The organism is Rahnella ecdela (genome assembly GCF_019049625.1).
Classification (GTDB): domain Bacteria; phylum Pseudomonadota; class Gammaproteobacteria; order Enterobacterales; family Enterobacteriaceae; genus Rahnella; species Rahnella ecdela.
Genome location: NZ_JAFMOY010000097.1, coordinates 1 through 20044 on the forward strand (window position 1 = coordinate 1; position 20044 = coordinate 20044).

A 20044-nucleotide genomic window follows, 5' to 3' on the forward strand; every position below is an offset into this window, starting at 1 on the left:
CGTAAACATGGTTGTTACCCTGATCCACCCAATCGCGATGGATGACGGTCTGCGTTTCGCAATCCGTGAAGGCGGCCGTACTGTAGGTGCTGGTGTTGTTGCTAAAGTTATCGCTTAATCGCTGATATTTTTTTGTCACTATTCGTTGACGCAATACACACTAAAAGGGCATCATTCGATGCCCTTTTTTCTACGCTGTGGCGCTAGAACCTATCTCATCAGCGATTTATACGTCATAATCACTGGTGAGATAGGCTCTGAGATATAGCGTAAAACACCGAATTGCGCTCAAGTAGAGCATCGATCGGTTTGGTTTGCCTCGCAATGCGAGGCAAAGTTGTTTGTTCTGAATCATTGTGACGGGTTGGTTTATGAGTGCGAATACCGAGGCTCAAGGGAGCGGGCGCGGCCTGGAAGCGGTAAAGTGGCTGGTTGTTGCCGTTTTGTTGGTTGTAGCTATTGTCGGTAACTATTATTACCGTGCATACAGCCTGCCGTTACGCGCGTTAGCCGTAGTTGTTATTATCGCAATTGCAGGCGCAGTGGCATTACTGACCACTAAAGGCAAAGCGACAGTCGCGTTTGCTCGTGAAGCGCGTACTGAAGTACGTAAAGTCATTTGGCCAACGCGCCAGGAAACATTGCATACCACACTGATCGTTGCTGCGGTAACTGCCGTTATGTCTCTGATTCTGTGGGGGCTGGATGGTATTTTAGTCCGCCTGGTATCTTTCATTACTGGCTTGAGGTTCTAAATGTCTGAAGCACCTAAAAAACGTTGGTACGTCGTTCAGGCGTTTTCTGGCTTTGAAGGCCGCGTAGCGCAATCGCTTCGTGAGCACATCAAATTACATGACATGGAAGAACTGTTTGGTGAAGTCATGGTTCCAACCGAAGAAGTGGTTGAGATCCGTGGTGGCCAGCGCCGTAAAAGTGAACGTAAATTCTTCCCGGGTTATGTGCTGGTACAGATGGTGATGAATGACGCCAGCTGGCACTTAGTTCGCAGCGTTCCTCGTGTAATGGGCTTCATTGGCGGAACGTCAGATCGTCCAGCACCAATCAGCGATAAAGAAGTTGATGCGATCATGAATCGCCTGCAGCAAGTGGGTGATAAACCACGTCCTAAAACATTGTTTGAACCAGGTGAACTGGTACGTGTTAACGACGGTCCATTCGCGGACTTCAATGGTGTGGTCGAAGAAGTTGATTACGAGAAAAGCCGCCTGAAAGTGTCTGTATCCATCTTTGGCCGTGCAACACCGGTTGAACTGGACTTCGGTCAGGTTGAAAAAGGCTAACAGCAGCTTTCTAAATATTCATTAGAACAGATGTTGTACAAGGCGCGAAATTGAACTATAATTTCGCGCCTTTTGTTTTTATGTGCAGCCTCTGCACGTGAAACGTAAAGAACAAAGTTCTGCAAATAACGGGGAGCCTCTTCAAACAGGCGATATCACCCAAACGAGGATATTTACCATGGCCAAGAAAGTACAAGCCTACGTTAAGCTGCAAGTTGCAGCTGGTATGGCAAACCCAAGTCCGCCAGTTGGTCCAGCTCTGGGTCAGCAAGGCGTGAACATCATGGAATTCTGTAAGGCGTTCAATGCTAAGACTGATAGCATGGAAAAAGGCCTGCCAATTCCTGTTGTTATTACTGTTTATTCTGACCGTTCTTTCACCTTTGTTACCAAAACCCCTCCTGCAGCAGTACTGCTGAAGAAAGCGGCTGGTATCAAGTCTGGTTCCGGCAAGCCGAACAAAGACAAAGTGGGTAAAGTAACGAGTGCTCAGGTTCGTGAAATCGCAGAAACCAAAGCTGCGGACATGACTGGTTCTGACGTTGAAGCGATGACTCGCTCCATCGAAGGTACTGCTCGTTCCATGGGCCTGGTAGTGGAGGATTAATAAATGGCTAAGCTGACCAAGCGCATGCGCGTGATCCGTGACAAAGTTGATGCTACTAAACAGTATGACATCACCGAAGCCGTTGCTCTGCTCAAAGAGCTGGCCACTGCTAAATTCGTAGAAAGCGTTGACGTTGCTGTTAACCTCGGCATCGACGCTCGTAAATCTGATCAAAACGTTCGCGGCGCAACCGTACTGCCACACGGCACCGGTCGTTCTGTTCGCGTTGCCGTCTTCACCCAAGGTGCAAACGCTGAAGCTGCTAAAGCTGCAGGCGCTGAGCTGGTAGGTATGGAAGATCTGGCTGACATGATCAAGAAAGGCGAAATGAACTTCGACGTTGTTATCGCATCTCCTGATGCAATGCGCGTTGTTGGCCAATTAGGTCAGGTGCTGGGCCCACGCGGTCTGATGCCTAACCCGAAAGTTGGTACTGTAACTCCTAACGTTGCTGAAGCAGTTAAGAACGCTAAAGCAGGTCAGGTTCGTTACCGTAACGACAAAAACGGCATCATCCATACCACTATCGGTAAGGTTGATTTCGAATCCGACAAGCTAAAAGAAAACCTGGAAGCTCTGTTGGTCGCTCTGAAAAAAGCGAAGCCTTCTCAGGCTAAAGGCGTTTTCATCAAGAAAGTAAGTCTGTCCACTACCATGGGCGCTGGTCTTGCTGTTGATCAAAGCGGCCTGAGCGCAACAGTTAACTAATTAACTGTTGACGTTTATCGCTTTACGCGGGCGATAGATTTGTCTAGAATCTATGGCCCGTTGTTTCGTTAATGCGAAACCAAGATTTTTCGGTTGGAGCCTGGCCTATCCAGGCCTCCGTCCAAGACCGCAGGTGCCCTGAAAGGGGCTTAATCCTTCCTGCGTAGACGGTGACAGAGCCTGAAGAAAATATTTCTTTGTCTTTTTTATAAAGAATTAAGATTTGTCTTTGCTGGATTCTCTGCTCACCGTGTTTGAACGCTTGATATCGATTCTCGATAACAAGTGATGTGAGTTCCGGGGATTTTCCCCGGCCAAATCCAGGAGCAAAAAGCTAATGGCATTAAATCTTCAAGACAAACAAGCGATTGTTGCTGAAGTCATCGAAGTAGCCAAAGGCGCGCTGTCTGCGGTTGTTGCGGATTCTCGTGGCGTAACTGTAGATAAAATGACTGAACTGCGTAAAGCAGGTCGTGAAGCTGGCGTTTACATGCGTGTTGTTCGCAACACCTTGATGCGTCGCGTCGTTGAAGGTACTCAGTTTGAGTGCCTGAAAGACACGTTTGTCGGTCCAACCTTGATTGCATTCTCTACTGAACACCCAGGCGCTGCTGCCCGTCTGTTCAAAGATTTCGCTAAAGCGAATGCAAAATTTGAGGTTAAAGCTGCGGCCTTTGAAGGTGAGTTTATCCCTGCGGCTCAAATCGACCGCTTGGCAACTCTGCCTACTTACGAAGAAGCAATCGCACGCCTGATGGCAACCATGAAAGAAGCCTCTGCAGGCAAACTGGTTCGCACTCTGGCTGCTGTACGCGATCAGAAAGAAGCTGCTTAATCAGCCTTTCTTTTCTCGTTCATTTGCTTACGTATAAACTATTTCTGAATTCTAGGAACACTTGAAATGTCAATCACTAAAGAACAAATCATTGAAGGCGTTGCAGCTCTGACTGTAATGGAAATCGTTGAACTGATCTCCGCTATGGAAGAAAAATTCGGCGTTTCTGCTGCTGCTGCTGTTGCAGGTCCTGCTGCTGCTGCTGAAGCTGTTGAAGAAAAAACTGAGTTCGACGTTGTTCTGGCCGCTGTTGGCGCGAACAAAGTTGCAGTTATCAAAGCTGTTCGTACCGCAACTGGCCTGGGTCTGAAAGAAGCTAAAGACCTGGTTGAGTCTGCTCCAGCAGCTCTGAAAGAAGGCATCAGCAAAGACGACGCTGAAGCTCTGAAAAAATCTCTGGAAGAAGCTGGTGCTTCTGTTGAAGTTAAGTAAGTTTAACTTCCCGGAGTGCAGTCTGTCCTAACAGACTGATGGCTGGTGGCTTTTTAGTCACCAGCCTTTTTGCGCTATAGAGTGTCAGTGGTGTTTCACACTGTTTGAGCACTGAACTACTCTAATATCTCTTTCTTGAGACGCCTTAATATATTGCTGCCCCTTGCTGTAGCTCATCTACAGATAATGCACAACGAAATGATTTAAGAGTGATTGAAAATAGATATTGCGGGAAGCGTTTCTGCTTTCCGGTCGACATAAACGGTGTTGCATGAACTGTCCTTTTCAGGGCAGACAAGATTGGGTCACTGATCAGCGAGCTGAGGAACCCTATGGTTTACTCCTATACCGAGAAAAAACGCATTCGTAAGGATTTTGGTAAACGTCCACAAGTTCTGGACATTCCATATCTCCTTTCTATCCAGCTTGACTCGTTCCAGAAGTTTATCGAGCAAGATCCGGAAGGCCAATACGGTCTGGAAGCTGCATTCCGTTCTGTATTCCCTATAAAGAGCTACAGCGGTAACTCTGAGCTGCAATACGTTAGCTACCGTCTTGGTGAGCCTGTATTCGACGTTAAAGAATGCCAGATCCGTGGTGTGACGTTCTCCGCGCCACTGCGCGTGAAGTTGCGCCTGGTAATCTACGAACGTGAAGCGCCAGAAGGTACGGTCAAAGACATCAAGGAACAAGAAGTCTATATGGGCGAAATTCCGCTCATGACCGAAAATGGTACCTTTGTGATTAACGGTACTGAGAGGGTTATCGTATCTCAGCTGCACCGTAGTCCGGGTGTATTCTTCGACAGCGATAAGGGTAAAACCCATTCATCGGGTAAAGTGCTCTATAACGCACGTATCATCCCTTACCGCGGTTCATGGTTAGATTTCGAGTTTGACCCGAAAGACAACCTGTTTGTGCGTATTGACCGTCGCCGTAAATTGCCTGCGACCATCATTCTGCGTGCATTAAATTACACGACTGAACAGATCCTTGACCTGTTCTTTGACAAGGTGACTTACCAGATCCGCGACAATAAGTTGCAGATGGAGCTGGTACCTGAGCGCCTGCGTGGTGAAACAGCTTCCTTTGATATCGAAGCTGACGGCAAAGTCTATGTAGAAAAAGGCCGCCGCATCACTGCCCGTCATATTCGTCAGCTTGAAAAAGACGAAATTCAGCGCATCGAAGTTCCTGTTGAGTACATCGCAGGGAAAGTAGTCTCTAAAGACTACATCGACACCAATACCGGTGAGCTGATCGTTCCAGCTAACATGGAATTGTCTCTGGATCTGCTGGCTAAGCTCAGCCAGTCTGGTCACAAAACCATTGAAACGCTGTTCACCAACGACCTCGATCATGGCGCATACATGTCCGAGACCATTCGCGTCGACCCAACCAGCGATCGCCTGAGCGCACTGGTTGAGATCTACCGAATGATGCGTCCTGGTGAGCCACCAACGCGTGAAGCGGCTGAAAGCCTGTTCGAGAACTTGTTCTTCTCTGAAGATCGTTACGACCTGTCTGCTGTTGGTCGTATGAAGTTCAACCGTTCTCTGCTGCGTGATGAAATCGAAGGTTCAGGTATCCTGAGCAAAGATGACATCATCCAGGTCATGATTAAACTGATCGGGATCCGTAACGGCCAGGGCGAAGTGGACGATATCGACCACTTAGGCAACCGTCGTATTCGTTCTGTCGGTGAAATGGCTGAAAACCAATTCCGTGTAGGGTTGGTTCGTGTTGAGCGTGCTGTTAAAGAGCGTTTGTCTCTTGGCGACCTCGATACTCTGATGCCTCAGGACATGATCAACGCGAAGCCGATTTCGGCCGCGGTGAAAGAGTTCTTCGGCTCAAGCCAGCTGTCACAATTTATGGACCAGAACAACCCGTTGTCTGAGATCACGCACAAACGTCGTATCTCTGCATTGGGCCCGGGCGGTTTGACCCGTGAGCGTGCTGGCTTTGAAGTTCGAGACGTACACCCGACTCACTACGGTCGCGTATGTCCAATCGAAACGCCAGAAGGTCCAAACATCGGTCTGATCAACTCCTTGTCTGTATATGCACAGACCAATGAGTATGGTTTCCTGGAAACCCCTTACCGCCGTGTGCGTGAAGGTATGGTTACCGATGAAATTAACTACCTGTCTGCCATCGAAGAAGGCAACTTTGTTATCGCTCAGGCGAACTCCAACCTGGATGACGAAGGCCACTTCCTGGAAGATTTAGTCACTTGTCGTAGCAAGGGCGAATCAAGCCTGTTTAGCCGCGATCAGGTTGACTACATGGACGTTTCCACCCAGCAGATCGTTTCTGTTGGTGCATCTCTGATTCCATTCCTGGAACACGATGACGCCAACCGTGCATTGATGGGTGCGAACATGCAACGTCAGGCTGTTCCTACTCTGCGTGCTGATAAGCCGCTGGTGGGTACAGGTATGGAACGTGCGGTTGCGGTTGACTCCGGTGTTACAGCCGTAGCGAAACGTGGCGGTGTTGTTCAGTACGTGGATGCATCTCGTATCGTTATTCGTGTTAACGATGAAGAGATGTACCCGGGCGAAGCAGGTATCGACATTTATAACCTGACCAAATATACCCGTTCTAACCAGAACACCTGCATCAACCAGATGCCGTGTGTGAATCTGGGCGAACCTATCGAGCGCGGCGACGTGCTGGCAGATGGTCCGTCAACAGATCTGGGCGAACTGGCACTGGGTCAGAACATGCGTGTCGCGTTCATGCCTTGGAACGGTTACAACTTCGAAGACTCCATCTTAGTCTCCGAACGTGTTGTGCAGGAAGACCGCTTCACGACCATCCATATTCAGGAACTGGCATGTGTGTCCCGTGACACCAAGCTGGGGCCGGAAGAGATCACCGCTGACATCCCTAACGTGGGTGAAGCTGCGCTCTCCAAACTGGATGAATCCGGTATCGTTTATATCGGTGCTGAAGTGACCGGCGGTGACATTCTGGTTGGTAAGGTAACGCCTAAAGGCGAAACCCAACTGACCCCAGAAGAGAAACTGTTGCGTGCGATCTTCGGTGAGAAAGCGTCTGACGTTAAAGACTCTTCTCTGCGTGTACCAAACGGCGTTTCCGGTACGATTATTGACGTGCAGGTCTTTACCCGCGATGGCGTGGAAAAAGACAAGCGTGCGTTAGAAATCGAAGAAATGCAGCTGAAGCAGGCTAAGAAAGACCTGACGGAAGAGCTGCAAATCCTGGAAGCTGGTCTGTTTGCACGTATCCAGTCTGCGCTGGTTGCTGGCGGTGTTGAAGCTGACAAGCTGGGCAAATTGCCTCGCGATCGTTGGTTAGAACTGTCACTGACTGACGAAGACAAACAGAATCAGTTGGAACAGCTTGCTGAACAGTACGACGAACTGAAATCCGAGTTTGAGAAAAAACTCGAAGCTAAGCGTCGTAAAATCACTCAGGGCGATGATCTGGCACCAGGTGTGCTGAAAATCGTTAAAGTGTATTTGGCCGTTAAACGTCAAATTCAGCCTGGTGACAAGATGGCAGGCCGCCACGGTAACAAAGGTGTTATCTCCAAGATCAACCCGATCGAAGATATGCCTTACGATGAAAACGGAACTCCTGTTGATATCGTACTGAACCCGCTGGGCGTTCCATCACGTATGAACATTGGTCAGATTTTGGAAACCCACCTGGGTATGGCTGCGAAAGGTATTGGTGAAAAAATCAATGCCATGCTGAAGAAACAAGAAGAAGTTTCTAAGCTGCGCGAGTTCATCCAGCGTGCCTATGATCTGGGCGACGACGTATGTCAGAAAGTTGATCTGACCACCTTCACTGATGACGAAGTATTGCGTCTGGCTGAGAACCTGAAAAAAGGTATGCCAATCGCAACACCAGTCTTCGATGGTGCGAAAGAGTCAGAGATCAAGCAACTGCTTGAAATGGGCGGAATCCCAACCTCTGGCCAGATCACACTGTTTGACGGCCGTACCGGCGAGCAATTCGAGCGTCAGGTTACCGTCGGCTACATGTACATGCTGAAACTGAACCACCTTGTTGACGATAAGATGCACGCGCGTTCTACCGGTTCTTACAGCCTTGTTACTCAGCAGCCGCTGGGTGGTAAAGCTCAGTTCGGTGGTCAGCGCTTCGGTGAGATGGAAGTGTGGGCACTGGAAGCATACGGTGCCGCTTATACCCTGCAGGAAATGCTGACTGTTAAGTCCGATGACGTGAACGGCCGTACTAAGATGTATAAAAACATCGTAGATGGCGATCATCGTATGGAACCAGGCATGCCGGAATCCTTCAACGTACTGTTGAAAGAAATCCGTTCTCTGGGTATCAACATCGAGCTGGAAGACGAGTAAGTACTCGAATTCGCACTGATCACAGGGGCACCTGCCTGTTAATCAATACAGACCAGGTGCCTAACAGGTCTAACCCGACGGGAGCCAATCCGTGAAAGACTTACTAAAGTTTCTGAAAGCGCAAACTAAGACCGAAGAGTTTGATGCGATCAAAATTGCTCTGGCATCGCCAGACATGATCCGTTCTTGGTCTTTTGGTGAAGTTAAGAAGCCAGAAACCATTAACTACCGTACGTTCAAACCAGAACGTGACGGCCTTTTCTGTGCCCGTATCTTCGGACCAGTAAAAGACTACGAATGCCTGTGCGGTAAGTACAAGCGTTTAAAACATCGCGGCGTGATCTGCGAGAAGTGCGGCGTTGAAGTGACCCAGACTAAAGTACGCCGTGAGCGTATGGGCCACATCGAACTGGCTTCCCCGACTGCACACATCTGGTTCCTGAAATCGCTGCCATCGCGCATCGGTTTGCTGCTGGATATGCCACTGCGTGACATCGAACGTGTTCTGTACTTCGAATCCTATGTGGTTATCGAAGGCGGCATGACTAACCTTGAAAAACGCCAGATCCTGACTGAAGAGCAGTATCTGGATGCGTTGGAAGAGTTTGGTGATGAGTTCGATGCGAAGATGGGTGCGGAAGCAATTCAGGCTCTGTTGAAAAACATGGACCTGGAAGCAGAGTGCGAGCAACTGCGTGAAGAGTTGAACGAAACCAACTCCGAAACCAAACGTAAGAAGCTGACCAAGCGTATTAAGCTGCTGGAAGCGTTCGTTCAGTCTGGTAACAAACCAGAGTGGATGATCCTGACCGTGCTGCCGGTACTGCCACCAGACTTGCGTCCATTGGTTCCGTTGGACGGCGGCCGTTTCGCAACGTCAGATCTGAATGATCTGTATCGTCGCGTTATCAACCGTAACAACCGTCTGAAACGCCTGCTGGATCTGGCTGCGCCAGACATCATCGTACGTAACGAAAAACGTATGCTGCAAGAAGCGGTAGATGCTTTGCTGGATAACGGCCGTCGCGGTCGCGCTATCACCGGCTCTAACAAGCGTCCGCTGAAATCTCTGGCAGACATGATTAAAGGTAAACAGGGTCGTTTCCGTCAGAACTTGCTGGGTAAACGTGTCGACTACTCGGGTCGTTCCGTTATCACCGTAGGTCCATACCTGCGTCTGCACCAGTGTGGTCTGCCGAAGAAAATGGCACTGGAACTGTTCAAACCGTTCATCTACGGCAAGCTGGAACTGCGTGGCCTGGCCACCACCATCAAAGCCGCTAAGAAAATGGTTGAGCGCGAAGAAGCTGTCGTTTGGGATATCCTGGACGAAGTTATCCGCGAACACCCGGTATTGCTGAACCGTGCACCAACCCTGCACCGTTTGGGTATCCAGGCGTTTGAACCGGTTCTGATCGAAGGTAAAGCAATTCAGCTGCATCCGCTGGTTTGTGCGGCATATAACGCCGACTTCGATGGTGACCAGATGGCTGTTCACGTACCGTTGACGCTGGAAGCTCAGCTGGAAGCGCGTGCGTTGATGATGTCTACCAACAACATCCTGTCACCTGCGAACGGCGAGCCAATCATCGTTCCTTCTCAGGACGTTGTCTTGGGTCTGTACTACATGACCCGTGACTGTGTTAACGCCAAAGGCGAAGGCATGGTTCTGACTGGCCCTAAAGAAGCTGAGCGTATTTACCGCGCCGGTTTGGCCTCTCTGCATGCGCGTGTCAAAGTGCGTATTACAGAAGAGATCAAAAACACCGAAGGTGAAGTTACGCATAAGACGTCGATTATCGACACGACTGTCGGTCGCGCCATCCTTTGGATGATCGTACCTAAAGGTCTGCCGTTCTCTATCGTCAACCAGCCTCTGGGCAAAAAAGCTATCTCCAAAATGCTGAACACTTGTTACCGCATTTTGGGCCTGAAGCCGACCGTTATTTTTGCTGACCAGATCATGTACACCGGTTTTGCTTACGCTGCCCGTTCAGGCGCGTCAGTAGGTATCGATGACATGGTAATCCCTGCGAAGAAAGCAGAGATCATCGAAGAAGCAGAAACCGAAGTTGCTGAAATCCAGGAACAGTTCCAGTCTGGTCTGGTAACTGCTGGCGAACGCTATAACAAAGTGATCGACATCTGGGCTGCGGCCAACGAACGTGTTGCTAAGGCAATGATGGAAAACTTGTCTGTTGAAGACGTCGTCAACCGTGACGGTGTTGTTGAACAGCAGGTTTCCTTCAACAGTATCTTTATGATGGCCGACTCCGGTGCGCGTGGTTCTGCTGCACAGATTCGTCAGCTGGCCGGTATGCGTGGCCTGATGGCTAAGCCGGATGGTTCCATCATTGAAACGCCAATCACCGCGAACTTCCGTGAAGGTCTGAACGTACTCCAGTACTTCATCTCTACTCACGGTGCTCGTAAAGGCCTGGCGGATACCGCACTGAAAACTGCGAACTCCGGTTATCTGACTCGTCGTCTGGTTGACGTCGCGCAGGACTTGGTAGTGACCGAAGACGACTGTGGTACTCACGAAGGCATCATGATGACTCCGGTTATCGAAGGTGGCGACGTTAAAGAACCACTGCGCGAACGTGTATTGGGTCGTGTGACTGCCGAAGATATCATCAAGCCGGGTACGGCTGATATCCTGGTTCCACGTAACACCCTGCTTCACGAGAAGACGTGTGATCTGTTAGAAGAAAACTCTGTCGACAGCGTGAAAGTACGTTCAGTCGTAAGTTGCGAAACTGACTTTGGTGTGTGTGCAAACTGCTATGGTCGCGACCTGGCACGTGGTCACATCATCAACAAAGGTGAAGCGATCGGTGTTATCGCAGCACAGTCAATCGGTGAGCCGGGTACCCAGCTGACGATGCGTACGTTCCACATCGGTGGTGCGGCATCTCGTGCGGCAGCGGAATCCAGCATCCAGGTTAAGAACACGGGTACCATTAAACTGAGCAACCACAAGCACGTTAGCAACTCTAACGGCAAACTGGTCATCACTTCCCGTAACACTGAGCTGAAATTGATCGACGAATTTGGTCGTACCAAAGAAAGCTATAAAGTGCCTTACGGTTCCGTGATGGGCAAAGGCGATGGCGCATCAGTTAACGGCGGCGAAACCGTTGCTAACTGGGATCCGCACACAATGCCAGTTATCAGTGAAGTGAGTGGTTTCATTCGCTTTGCCGATATGGTGGATACTCAGACCATCACACGCCAGACCGACGACCTGACCGGTTTGTCTTCTCTGGTAGTTCTGGACTCTGCAGAGCGTACCGGTAGCGGTAAAGATCTGCGTCCGGCACTGAAAATCGTTGACGCTAAAGGCGACGACGTATTGATCCCAGGTACTGATATGCCTGCTCAATACTTCCTGCCGGGTAAAGCGATTGTTCAGCTGGAAGATGGTACTCAGATCCACTCTGGTGACACCCTGGCGCGTATTCCTCAGGAATCCGGCGGTACCAAGGACATCACCGGTGGTCTGCCACGTGTTGCTGACCTGTTCGAAGCACGTCGTCCGAAAGAGCCTGCAATCCTTGCTGAAATCAGCGGGATCATCTCCTTCGGTAAAGAAACCAAAGGCAAACGTCGTCTGGTAATTTCTCCGTTGGATGGCAGCGATGCTTACGAAGAAATGATCCCTAAATGGCGTCAGCTGAACGTGTTCGAAGGCGAAGTTGTGGAACGTGGTGACGTCGTATCCGACGGCCCTGAGTCTCCGCACGACATCTTGCGTTTACGTGGTGTTCACGCGGTTACCCGCTACATCACCAACGAAGTGCAGGAAGTTTACCGTCTGCAAGGCGTTAAGATTAACGATAAACACATCGAAGTTATCGTTCGTCAGATGTTGCGTAAAGGCACCATCGTTAGCGCTGGTGGCACTGACTTCCTGGAAGGCGAGCAGGCAGAAATGTCTCGCGTTAAAATCGCTAACCGTAAGCTGGAAGCTGAAGGCAAAATCACGGCAACATTCAGCCGTGACCTGCTCGGTATCACCAAGGCATCCCTGGCGACCGAATCCTTCATCTCTGCTGCATCGTTCCAGGAAACCACGCGCGTTCTTACCGAAGCGGCTGTTGCCGGTAAACGTGATGAACTGCGTGGCCTGAAAGAGAACGTTATCGTTGGCCGTCTGATCCCAGCCGGTACCGGTTACGCTTATCACCAGGATCGTGCACGCCGTAAAGCACAGGGTGAAGTGCCAGTTGTACCGCAAGTCAGCGCGGATGAAGCAACGGCTAACCTGGCTGAACTGCTGAACGCAGGTTTCGGTAACAGCGACGATTAATCGTCTTCTGTCGAAACGACATAAAACCGCTCCTTCGGGGGCGGTTTTTTTTTGCCTGAAATTTGGGAATTGAAAAGACTAAAAGAGAGGAGCCGAAACAGGGAACTGGACGATAACCTGTTTCGGCTGGTTGGAAGCAGCACCGGGATGAGTGGCGCCGGCCATCTGCGAATGTGCAGCGGCAACAGCACAGTAATGCCCTCAGCCTGCTGGCGCGAGGGGCAAAATCACTTTATGGAATCTGGATTCCTGAGAGTTTTTCAGTTTGTCATCCGGCGACATTTTCCTGCGAGACGCGCCCCAAAAAACTGTCCCAGTCTTTCCAGACCGGTTGCAGCCCGGCTTGCGTTAAGGCTTCTGCGACGCGTTGCGGCGATCGGTTATCGTGCGGTGCAAATTGTTCAAGTTCCGGATGATCGTCAGCATAGCCACCGGGCTGCGTCTTCGATCCGGCACTGATGGTATTGATCGCCAGCGGAATGACGTGATCCCGAAAGTGAGGCGATTCGCGCGTCGACAGAGAAAGCTCGACGTCCGGTGCCAGCATCCTGAAAGCGCAAATTAGTTGTACCAGCTGATTTTCTTCCAGCAGAGAAGCAGGTTCGATCCCTCCGGTACACGGGCGTAATCTCGGAAACGCCACCGAATAGCGACTTTGCCAGTAAGTTTGTTGCAGGTACAACAAATGCTCCGCCACCATATAACTGTCGGTCCGCCAGTTGCCGGAAAGCCCGAACAGCGCACCAAGGCCGATTTTATCGATACCGGCACGCCCGAGCCGGTCCGGTGTTTCCAGCCGCCAGAAAAAATCCTGCTTTTGCCCCCGCAAATGATGCAATGCATAAGTTGGCGCATGGTAGGTTTCCTGATAAACCAGCACCCCGTCCAGCCCCAGGGTTTTCAGCTCGGCATATTCTTCCTGTTCAAGCGGCTGAACTTCGATCATCAGAGAATCAAAATGACTTCTGATCGCGGGGAAATGACGACGGAAATAGTCCATGCCGACTTTTCCTTTGTGTTCGCCAGTGACCAGCAACAAATGTTTAAAGCCCAGTGCATTCAGCGCTTCGCATTCACGTCCTATCTCATCCTCATCCAGCGTTTTACGTTTGATTTTATTGCTCATCGAAAAGCCGCAATAAGTACATTCGTTGGCGCAAAGATTGGATAAATACAATGGTGCGAAAAAATTCACCGTATTGCCGAACCGCTGGCGCGTGAGCTGCTGCGCCCGCTGCGCCATCGATTCCAGATAAGGCAGGGCACCCGGAGACATCAACGCCATAAAATCTTCACGGTCGATCTTATTCCGGCTGAGTGCCCGTTCAACATCCCGGGGTGTTTTGCTGTTGATGCGCAGAGAAATGTCATCCCAGCCAAGTGTTGACCAGACATCCGTAAAATTGCTCATAACGGTGCCTGCGAGGTATTAAGGAAATCGGTCAGCGGGCTGGATGCACTCGCGTGTCGTTGTCTGCCACCCAAACCACTCTGGCGGGCAATAACCCCGGCTTGCACGGCCAGCCGGAATGCGGTTGCCATCTCCACCGGATCGCCGGCGACGGCAATGGCAGTATTGACCAGCACCGCATCAGCGCCCATTTCCAGCGCTTCAGCGGCCTGGCTCGGCGCGCCAATACCCGCATCAACCACGACCGGAATACGTGCCTGCTCGATGATGATTTGCAGAAACTCGCGGGTTTGCAGTCCCTGATTAGAACCGATAGGCGCACCCAGTGGCATAACCGCAGCGCAGCCCGCTTCTTCCAGACGTTTGCACAAAACCGGGTCCGCGCTGCAATATGGCAGTACAATGAAGCCCTGTTTCACCAGCATTTCTGCTGCTTTCAATGTTTCAACCGCATCGGGCAACAGATATTTCATATCCGGATGAATTTCAAGTTTCACCCAGTTTGTGCCCAGCGCTTCTCTTGCCAGTTGTGCGGCAAACACCGCTTCTTCTGCCGTTTTTGCCCCTGAAGTATTGGGCAGCAAACGGACGCCGAGCTGTTGCAGAGGTGACAAAATATCGTCTCCGCCGCGGCGCAGATCAATCCGTTTCATCGCCATCGTCACCAGCTGAGAGCCGGAGGCTGCAAGCGCCTGTTGCATCAGCGCCGGACTGGCGAATTTCCCGGTTCCGGTAAAAAGGTGCGATGTGAATGTGGTATCAGCAATTTTTAACATGTCAGCCTCCGGCTATCGCCTGAAAGAGCAAAATCTCATCGCCGTCTTCCAGCAAGTGAGCAGGCCAGTTATCGCGGGGGATAATGACCTGATTTACTGCCAGTGCGCTGCCTGCAGAATTTAACGCCAGCTCATCGAGCAGAGCCAGTAGCGTCAGCGGTTGACTGAACTGGTGTGATTCTTCATTGACCAGAATGTTCACGAGTGGCCTCCGCAGACGGCACAGGTTGAGGATCGTGTGAGTTGCAGCGAACGCCAGTTCTGCGTCTTACCGTCGAACAGCCGTAACTTGCCGCTCAGAACAGAAGGTAAGCCAGCCAGAATTTTCAGCGCTTCCAGTGCCTGTAATGTGCCGATAGTGCCGACGACGGGCCCGAGCACGCCAGACGTGCGGCAATTGCGTTGCGCGATTTCCTGATCCGGATACAAACAGGCATAACAACCGTGAGTATACGGGGCTTCAATCTCCAGAATCTGCCCGCTGAAGCCGACCGCACTGCCGCTGATGAGGGTTTTTCCGGCATCCACGCAGGCTTTGTTAACTGCGTACCGGGTTTCCATGTTGTCGCTGCAATCTAAAACGATATCAGCATCCGCCACCGCACGGATCAGCGTTTCACCCGACAGGCGTTCCGTGATAGCCACTGCTTCACAAAGCGGATTCAGGCGCAGCAGTTCTCGCTTTGCCAGAACGGCCTTCGGCTGATCAAGATCTGCCGTGCGGTAGAGGATTTGCCGCTGAAGATTGGTGATGTGCAGCTGATCGTCATCGGCCAGAATCAGCGTGCCAACGCCCGCCGCCGCCAGATAAAGAGCGGCGGGAGAACCGAGACCACCGAGCCCGACAATCAGCACTTTGGCCGCCTGTAACTTTTCCTGCGCCTGCGGGCCGAATTCCTCCAGCATCAGCTGGCGGCTGTAGCGCATAAAAGCCGCATCGTTAAGCATCTTCCGGCACCTTGCTGGCGCATAAAGCCAGCAGTTCGGCAGTCGCTGCACGCCAGTCCGCCGCCTGCGTAATGGCGCTGACGACAGCAATACTCCCGACGCCGCAATCGAGAACTGACGGCGCGCGGTCAATGCTGATCCCACCGATAGCTACCGTCGGGAAGCTGCCGTCGAGTTGCTTAATGTGTCGGGTCAATTCTTGCAGTCCCTGCGGCGCTGATGGCATATCTTTAGTCTGCGTCGGGAAAATATGGCCGAGGGCAATGTACGAAGGATTCACGTCGACAGCACGCGCCATTTCAATATCGTCATGCGTGGAAACGCCCAGCCTTAAACCGGCCTGACGGATGGCTTCAAGATCGGCAGTATCCAGATCTTCCTGACCAAGATGTACGCCATATGCCTGATGCTTTACTGCCAGACGCCAGTAATCGTTGATGAATAACCGTGCCTGATATTTTTTTCCCAGTGCGATTGCCTCGATAATCGCCGGTTCGACGTCCTCATCGGGCAAATCTTTCACGCGAAGTTGCAGCGTTTTCACGCCTGCGTCGAGCAGGCGGGCAATCCATTCCACGGTATCCACGACCGGATATAAGCCGAGGTGAAAAGGAACGGCAGGAAAGGGCTGAGCTGACTGATTCATTTGTTAATCTCCGTGGCAGGGTGATAAAGCTCGCTGCCGCGTGAACGGAATTCAGCGGACATCTGTGCCATGCCGGATTCGACGAGTTCAATTGGTTGGGCTTTGGCTTCAAGCGCGGCGGCGTAATCGCGAACTTCCTGAGTGATTTTCATTGAGCAGAATTTCGGGCCGCACATCGAGCAGAAATGTGCGACTTTACCGGATTCCTGCGGCAGTGTTTCATCGTGGTAGGCGCGGGCCGTGGCGGGATCAAGTGCCAGGTTGAACTGGTCTTCCCAGCGGAATTCGAAACGTGCTTTTGACATGGCGTTATCGCGGATTTGCGCGCCGGGATGTCCCTTCGCTAAATCAGCGGCGTGTGCGGCGATTTTGTAGGTGATCAGACCCTGCTTGACGTCTTCTTTGTTTGGCAGGCCGAGATGCTCTTTCGGCGTGACATAACACAGCATGGCGCAGCCGAACCAGCCGATCATCGCGGCACCGATACCGGACGTGAAATGATCGTAACCGGGGGCGATATCGGTGGTCAGCGGGCCGAGGGTATAGAACGGCGCTTCGTGGCAGTGCTCGAGTTCTTCGGTCATGTTGCGGCGGATCATCTGCATCGGCACATGCCCCGGTCCTTCGATCATCACCTGAACATCGTATTCCCAGGCGATTTTGGTCAGCTCGCCCAGCGTGCGTAATTCGGCGAATTGCGCTTCATCGTTGGCGTCCTGAATCGACCCCGGACGCAGGCCGTCACCCAATGAAAGAGAAACATCGTAGGCGGCGCAGATTTCGCAGATTTCGCGGAAATGCTCAAACAGGAAACTTTCGCGATGATGCGACAGACACCATTTCGCCATAATCGAGCCACCGCGTGACACAATCCCGGTCAGACGTTTGGCTGTCATCGGCACGTAACGCAGCAGAACACCGGCATGAATAGTGAAGTAATCGACGCCTTGCTCGGCCTGTTCCAGCAACGTATCGCGGAACATTTCCCAGTTCAGATCTTCGGCCACGCCGTTCACTTTTTCCAACGCCTGATAAATCGGCACCGTGCCGATCGGCACCGGGCTGTTACGCAGGATCCATTCGCGGGTTTCGTGGATGTAGCGACCGGTGGAAAGATCCATCACGGTGTCCGCACCCCAGCGCGTCGACCATACCAGTTTCTCGACTTCTTCTTCGATGGAAGATGTCACCGCCGAGTTGCCGATATTGGCGTTCACTTTCACCAGAAAATTACGGCCGATGATCATTGGCTCTGATTCAGGATGGTTGATGTTGGCGGGAATAATCGCACGACCGGCAGCGACTTCCTGGCGGACAAACTCAGCCGTGATATTGGCGGGCAGATGTGCTCCAAAGCTTTCACCGGGATGTTGCTGGCGTAATACCTCACTACGGATCCGCTCGCGTCCCATGTTTTCGCGAATAGCGATGAATTCCATTTCCGGTGTAATCATGCCTTTGCGGGCGTAATGCAGTTGCGTGACATTTTTACCAGACATGGCTTTGCGCGGACGCGGCAGGTGTTCGAAGCGAAGATGATCCAGCCCTTCATCTGCCAGCCGCTGTTGAGTAAAGCCGGAGCTGACCTGCGGGAGTTCTTCCGTATCCGCGCGCTCATTTATCCAACGGGTGCGTAATTTCTCCAGACCGGTATGCACGTCGATAACGGCTGAAGGATCACCGTAAGGTCCGGCGGTGTCATAGACCGGGATCGCTTCGTTATCCTCGAACAGCGGATTATCTTTGCCGCCGCCGACCAGGGTCGGGCTTAGCTGAATTTCGCGCATTGGCACGCGGATATCTTCCCGGTCAGCTCCAAGATATATACGCCGGGAGTTGGGAAAGGCTTCGCCCTGCAAACTGTCGATAAACGACTGTGCCTGAGCACGTTGTTCACGGCGATTAGTGGGTTTCTTTTCAGGAGTAACGGGTTTTTGGGTACTCGACATAGCAAATTCCTCGCAAAAAAAAGTGATGGAAAATTGCTTGTCTGGAGGTTTACGGCAGGAGTAAAAATGGGCGGTGCAGCACAGGCGGTCTGATACAGGCAGATGCCAGATTGCGCTGAACGCATAACATTACTCTTGTTCCCTTCGCGGGTACTAACCCGATCAGGTTCCGCGGATCCCGAATTAACGGTCTCAGCCTGGCGTAATTCTCAACAGAAAATTATGCGCTAGGCACTCCGACAAGAAGCCTCAATATAGGAGGCGTTTTTTGAAACTACAACTAAAACCACAAACCTGCGCTGGGTTTTAGTGTGACAAAGCGTTAAGCCGGTCTGGCGAGATGTTCTTCATTCGCAGGCGGTTTTTCTTCATGATTACTGCGATCAAACGCCAGAATAATCAATTGATCTTCCAGCTGAAAACGCGCATCTAACGCTTCACCTACATCAGATAATGCATAATGAAATGCGAAAGCATTGTCATCATCAATATCATTTTCAGTGTAACTATCATGGAAAGCCATGATAGCTTCAGTATTCAGTTCAAGTGCAGGGTATATTTTTGCAGCCTGTAATTTTATCGGGCTGTTTGCGCCTTCCACTTCATCAATGACGCGCTGATACAGATGGAAATGACCGGCAGAAAGATAGTCCACCAGGTTATGGCAAAAGTTATCCAGCGCTTTTTCATTGAGGGGGGTATGTTTTTCTTTATTGGGTTTCAGGCCGACCAAAGTGCAATACGAAACCAGCAGCTCTTTGCGCGCGTGCAGCCATTGATCCACTAACTCATTACTGCCACCAACGCGTTGGGTCAGTCTTTCCAGACGATTTAGCATGGTTGACTCCGTGAGCGATAAAAAAGTAACCAGAAGTTACTAATATGTGAATATCTTACTCAGATTGTCAGTCCCGACGAGGTTATGCAACAACAATTATGGAATTACAGATCACTGAGCAACACAACGGCTGGTGGGTCATCAGCCAGGAAGGCAAGCTGTGGCTGCCTGAAGGCGAATTGCCGTTTGGCAGCGCCGCACAATTTTCTCTGACCGGTAAAACGACGCGTCAGATTGGCGAATGGCAGGGTGAACCTGTCTGGCTGGTTCGTCAGACAATGCCAGACCATATGGTTTCCGCCCGGCAGCTGCTGGATCAGGATCGCGGATTATTCCAGCTGGTCGGGCGGGGCGTGCAGCTGTCAGAGTTTTACCGTTCGCATAAATTCTGCGGGTACTGCGGGCATGAAATGCATGTCAGCAAGACTGAATGGGCCGCGCTGTGCGGGCATTGTCGTGAACGCTATTACCCGCAGATTGCGCCCTGCATCATTGTGGCAATCCGTAAAGGTGATGAGATTTTGCTGGCGCAGCATGTCCGCCATCGTAATGGCATTCATACGGTTCTGGCAGGCTTCGTGGAAGTCGGGGAAACGCTGGAAGAAACCGTGGCCCGCGAAGTCATGGAGGAAAGTAATATTCGCGTGAAGAATGTCCGGTACGTCAGTTCCCAGCCGTGGCCATTCCCCAATTCGCTGATGATGGCGTTTATGGCCGATTACGACAGCGGCGACATTATCGCTGACACGAAAGAGCTGCTTAGCGCCGGCTGGTACCGGTTTGACCAGCTGCCACAGCTGCCACCGCCCGGTACGATTGCCCGCCGCCTGATTGAAGACACAGTTGCGCAGTGCCGCGCAGAAAGCGAAGACGGTGACGTCTAGCGTCAGTTTAGCGTGATAGAATGCCGTCATATGATT

General features: G+C 51.4%; 17 protein-coding genes and 1 riboswitch. Of the genes, 10 read left to right on the forward strand and 7 right to left on the reverse strand.

Annotation, left to right across the window (positions count from 1 at the left end):
* The 9 genes from J1784_RS01590 to rpoC form a co-directional block, all read left to right on the forward strand.
* A partial coding sequence (locus J1784_RS01590) for an EF-Tu C-terminal domain-related protein (protein WP_445482723.1) occupies positions 1–118 on the forward strand: 118 nt, incomplete at its 5' end.
* A gap of 253 nt (positions 119–371) precedes the next feature.
* Positions 372–755: a preprotein translocase subunit SecE gene (gene secE / locus J1784_RS01595; RefSeq protein WP_034794996.1), complete on the forward strand. Its 384-nt coding sequence runs from the start codon at positions 372–374 to the stop codon at positions 753–755.
* Positions 756–1301 (forward strand): transcription termination/antitermination protein NusG, encoded by a 546-nt coding sequence (nusG, locus tag J1784_RS01600; RefSeq protein ID WP_009639145.1) that lies wholly within the window; start codon positions 756–758, stop codon positions 1299–1301.
* A gap of 178 nt (positions 1302–1479) precedes the next feature.
* Positions 1480–1908, forward strand: a complete 429-nt coding sequence (gene rplK / locus J1784_RS01605; RefSeq protein ID WP_013577413.1) for a 50S ribosomal protein L11 — start codon at positions 1480–1482, stop codon at positions 1906–1908.
* 3 nt (positions 1909–1911) lie between these two features.
* Positions 1912–2616: a 50S ribosomal protein L1 gene (rplA, locus tag J1784_RS01610; protein ID WP_112288544.1), complete on the forward strand. Its 705-nt coding sequence runs from the start codon at positions 1912–1914 to the stop codon at positions 2614–2616.
* 337 nt (positions 2617–2953) lie between these two features.
* Positions 2954–3451: a 50S ribosomal protein L10 gene (gene rplJ, locus J1784_RS01615; protein WP_217147746.1), complete on the forward strand. Its 498-nt coding sequence runs from the start codon at positions 2954–2956 to the stop codon at positions 3449–3451.
* A gap of 66 nt (positions 3452–3517) precedes the next feature.
* Positions 3518–3883, forward strand: a complete 366-nt coding sequence (gene rplL / locus J1784_RS01620; protein WP_120135114.1) for a 50S ribosomal protein L7/L12 — start codon at positions 3518–3520, stop codon at positions 3881–3883.
* 332 nt (positions 3884–4215) lie between these two features.
* A complete protein-coding gene (gene rpoB, locus J1784_RS01625; protein WP_217147747.1) occupies positions 4216–8244 on the forward strand; it encodes a DNA-directed RNA polymerase subunit beta in 4029 nt (1342 codons plus the stop codon).
* A 91-nt stretch (positions 8245–8335) separates the two neighbouring features.
* Positions 8336–12556, forward strand: a complete 4221-nt coding sequence (rpoC, locus tag J1784_RS01630) for a DNA-directed RNA polymerase subunit beta' (RefSeq protein WP_120135116.1) — start codon at positions 8336–8338, stop codon at positions 12554–12556.
* Positions 12557–12824: 268 nt separating this feature from the next.
* Here the strand turns inward: rpoC and thiH are convergent, their stop codons facing one another.
* The 7 genes from thiH to rsd form a co-directional block, all read right to left on the reverse strand.
* Positions 12825–13967, reverse strand: coding sequence for a 2-iminoacetate synthase ThiH (gene thiH, locus J1784_RS01635; RefSeq protein WP_217147748.1), 1143 nt, complete (start codon positions 13965–13967; stop codon positions 12825–12827).
* Positions 13964–14743, reverse strand: a complete 780-nt coding sequence (locus J1784_RS01640; RefSeq protein WP_217147749.1) for a thiazole synthase — start codon at positions 14741–14743, stop codon at positions 13964–13966. Before J1784_RS01640 ends, thiH begins: the two co-directional genes overlap by 4 nt.
* Position 14744: 1 nt before the next feature.
* Positions 14745–14945: a sulfur carrier protein ThiS gene (gene thiS / locus J1784_RS01645; RefSeq protein WP_217147750.1), complete on the reverse strand. Its 201-nt coding sequence runs from the start codon at positions 14943–14945 to the stop codon at positions 14745–14747.
* Positions 14942–15691 carry a HesA/MoeB/ThiF family protein gene (locus tag J1784_RS01650; RefSeq protein WP_217147751.1) on the reverse strand — a complete coding sequence of 250 codons (750 nt, stop codon included), beginning with the start codon at positions 15689–15691 and terminating at the stop codon, positions 14942–14944. Before J1784_RS01650 ends, thiS begins: the two co-directional genes overlap by 4 nt.
* Positions 15684–16337, reverse strand: a complete 654-nt coding sequence (gene thiE / locus J1784_RS01655; protein WP_217147752.1) for a thiamine phosphate synthase — start codon at positions 16335–16337, stop codon at positions 15684–15686. The genes J1784_RS01650 and thiE overlap by 8 nt, the downstream gene beginning before the upstream one ends.
* The gene (gene thiC, locus J1784_RS01660) at positions 16334–18286 is read right to left on the reverse strand and encodes a phosphomethylpyrimidine synthase ThiC (RefSeq protein WP_238485340.1); all 1953 of its coding nucleotides are present in this window, start codon (positions 18284–18286) and stop codon (positions 16334–16336) included. Before thiC ends, thiE begins: the two co-directional genes overlap by 4 nt.
* Positions 18287–18408: 122 nt before the next feature.
* Positions 18409–18535: riboswitch (TPP riboswitch) on the reverse strand.
* Between the two features lie 73 nt (positions 18536–18608).
* Positions 18609–19124: a sigma D regulator gene (gene rsd, locus J1784_RS01665; protein ID WP_217147753.1), complete on the reverse strand. Its 516-nt coding sequence runs from the start codon at positions 19122–19124 to the stop codon at positions 18609–18611.
* Positions 19125–19222: 98 nt separating this feature from the next.
* Here rsd and nudC point away from each other — a divergent pair, with 98 nt between their 5' ends.
* On the forward strand, positions 19223–20008 hold the full coding sequence (nudC, locus tag J1784_RS01670) for an NAD(+) diphosphatase (RefSeq protein ID WP_217147754.1): 786 nt from the start codon (positions 19223–19225) through the stop codon (positions 20006–20008).
* Positions 20009–20044 lie beyond the last annotated feature (36 nt).

What these genes read in the sequence shown, in the direction of transcription:
- secE (WP_034794996.1), top strand. Translation starts at nt 372, where the DNA reads ATGAGTGCGAATACCGAGGCTCAAGGGAGCGGGCGCGGCCTGGAAGCG.
- nusG (WP_009639145.1), top strand. Translation starts at nt 756, where the DNA reads ATGTCTGAAGCACCTAAAAAACGTTGGTACGTCGTTCAGGCGTTTTCT.
- rplK (WP_013577413.1), top strand. Translation starts at nt 1,480, where the DNA reads ATGGCCAAGAAAGTACAAGCCTACGTTAAGCTGCAAGTTGCAGCTGGT.
- rplA (WP_112288544.1), top strand. Translation starts at nt 1,912, where the DNA reads ATGGCTAAGCTGACCAAGCGCATGCGCGTGATCCGTGACAAAGTTGAT.
- rplJ (WP_217147746.1), top strand. Translation starts at nt 2,954, where the DNA reads ATGGCATTAAATCTTCAAGACAAACAAGCGATTGTTGCTGAAGTCATC.
- rplL (WP_120135114.1), top strand. Translation starts at nt 3,518, where the DNA reads ATGTCAATCACTAAAGAACAAATCATTGAAGGCGTTGCAGCTCTGACT.
- rpoB (WP_217147747.1), top strand. Translation starts at nt 4,216, where the DNA reads ATGGTTTACTCCTATACCGAGAAAAAACGCATTCGTAAGGATTTTGGT.
- thiH (WP_217147748.1), bottom strand. Translation starts at nt 13,967, where the DNA reads ATGAGCAATTTTACGGATGTCTGGTCAACACTTGGCTGGGATGACATT.
- J1784_RS01640 (WP_217147749.1), bottom strand. Translation starts at nt 14,743, where the DNA reads ATGTTAAAAATTGCTGATACCACATTCACATCGCACCTTTTTACCGGA.
- J1784_RS01650 (WP_217147751.1), bottom strand. Translation starts at nt 15,691, where the DNA reads ATGCTTAACGATGCGGCTTTTATGCGCTACAGCCGCCAGCTGATGCTG.
- thiE (WP_217147752.1), bottom strand. Translation starts at nt 16,337, where the DNA reads ATGAATCAGTCAGCTCAGCCCTTTCCTGCCGTTCCTTTTCACCTCGGC.
- thiC (WP_238485340.1), bottom strand. Translation starts at nt 18,286, where the DNA reads ATGTCGAGTACCCAAAAACCCGTTACTCCTGAAAAGAAACCCACTAAT.
- rsd (WP_217147753.1), bottom strand. Translation starts at nt 19,124, where the DNA reads ATGCTAAATCGTCTGGAAAGACTGACCCAACGCGTTGGTGGCAGTAAT.
- nudC (WP_217147754.1), top strand. Translation starts at nt 19,223, where the DNA reads ATGGAATTACAGATCACTGAGCAACACAACGGCTGGTGGGTCATCAGC.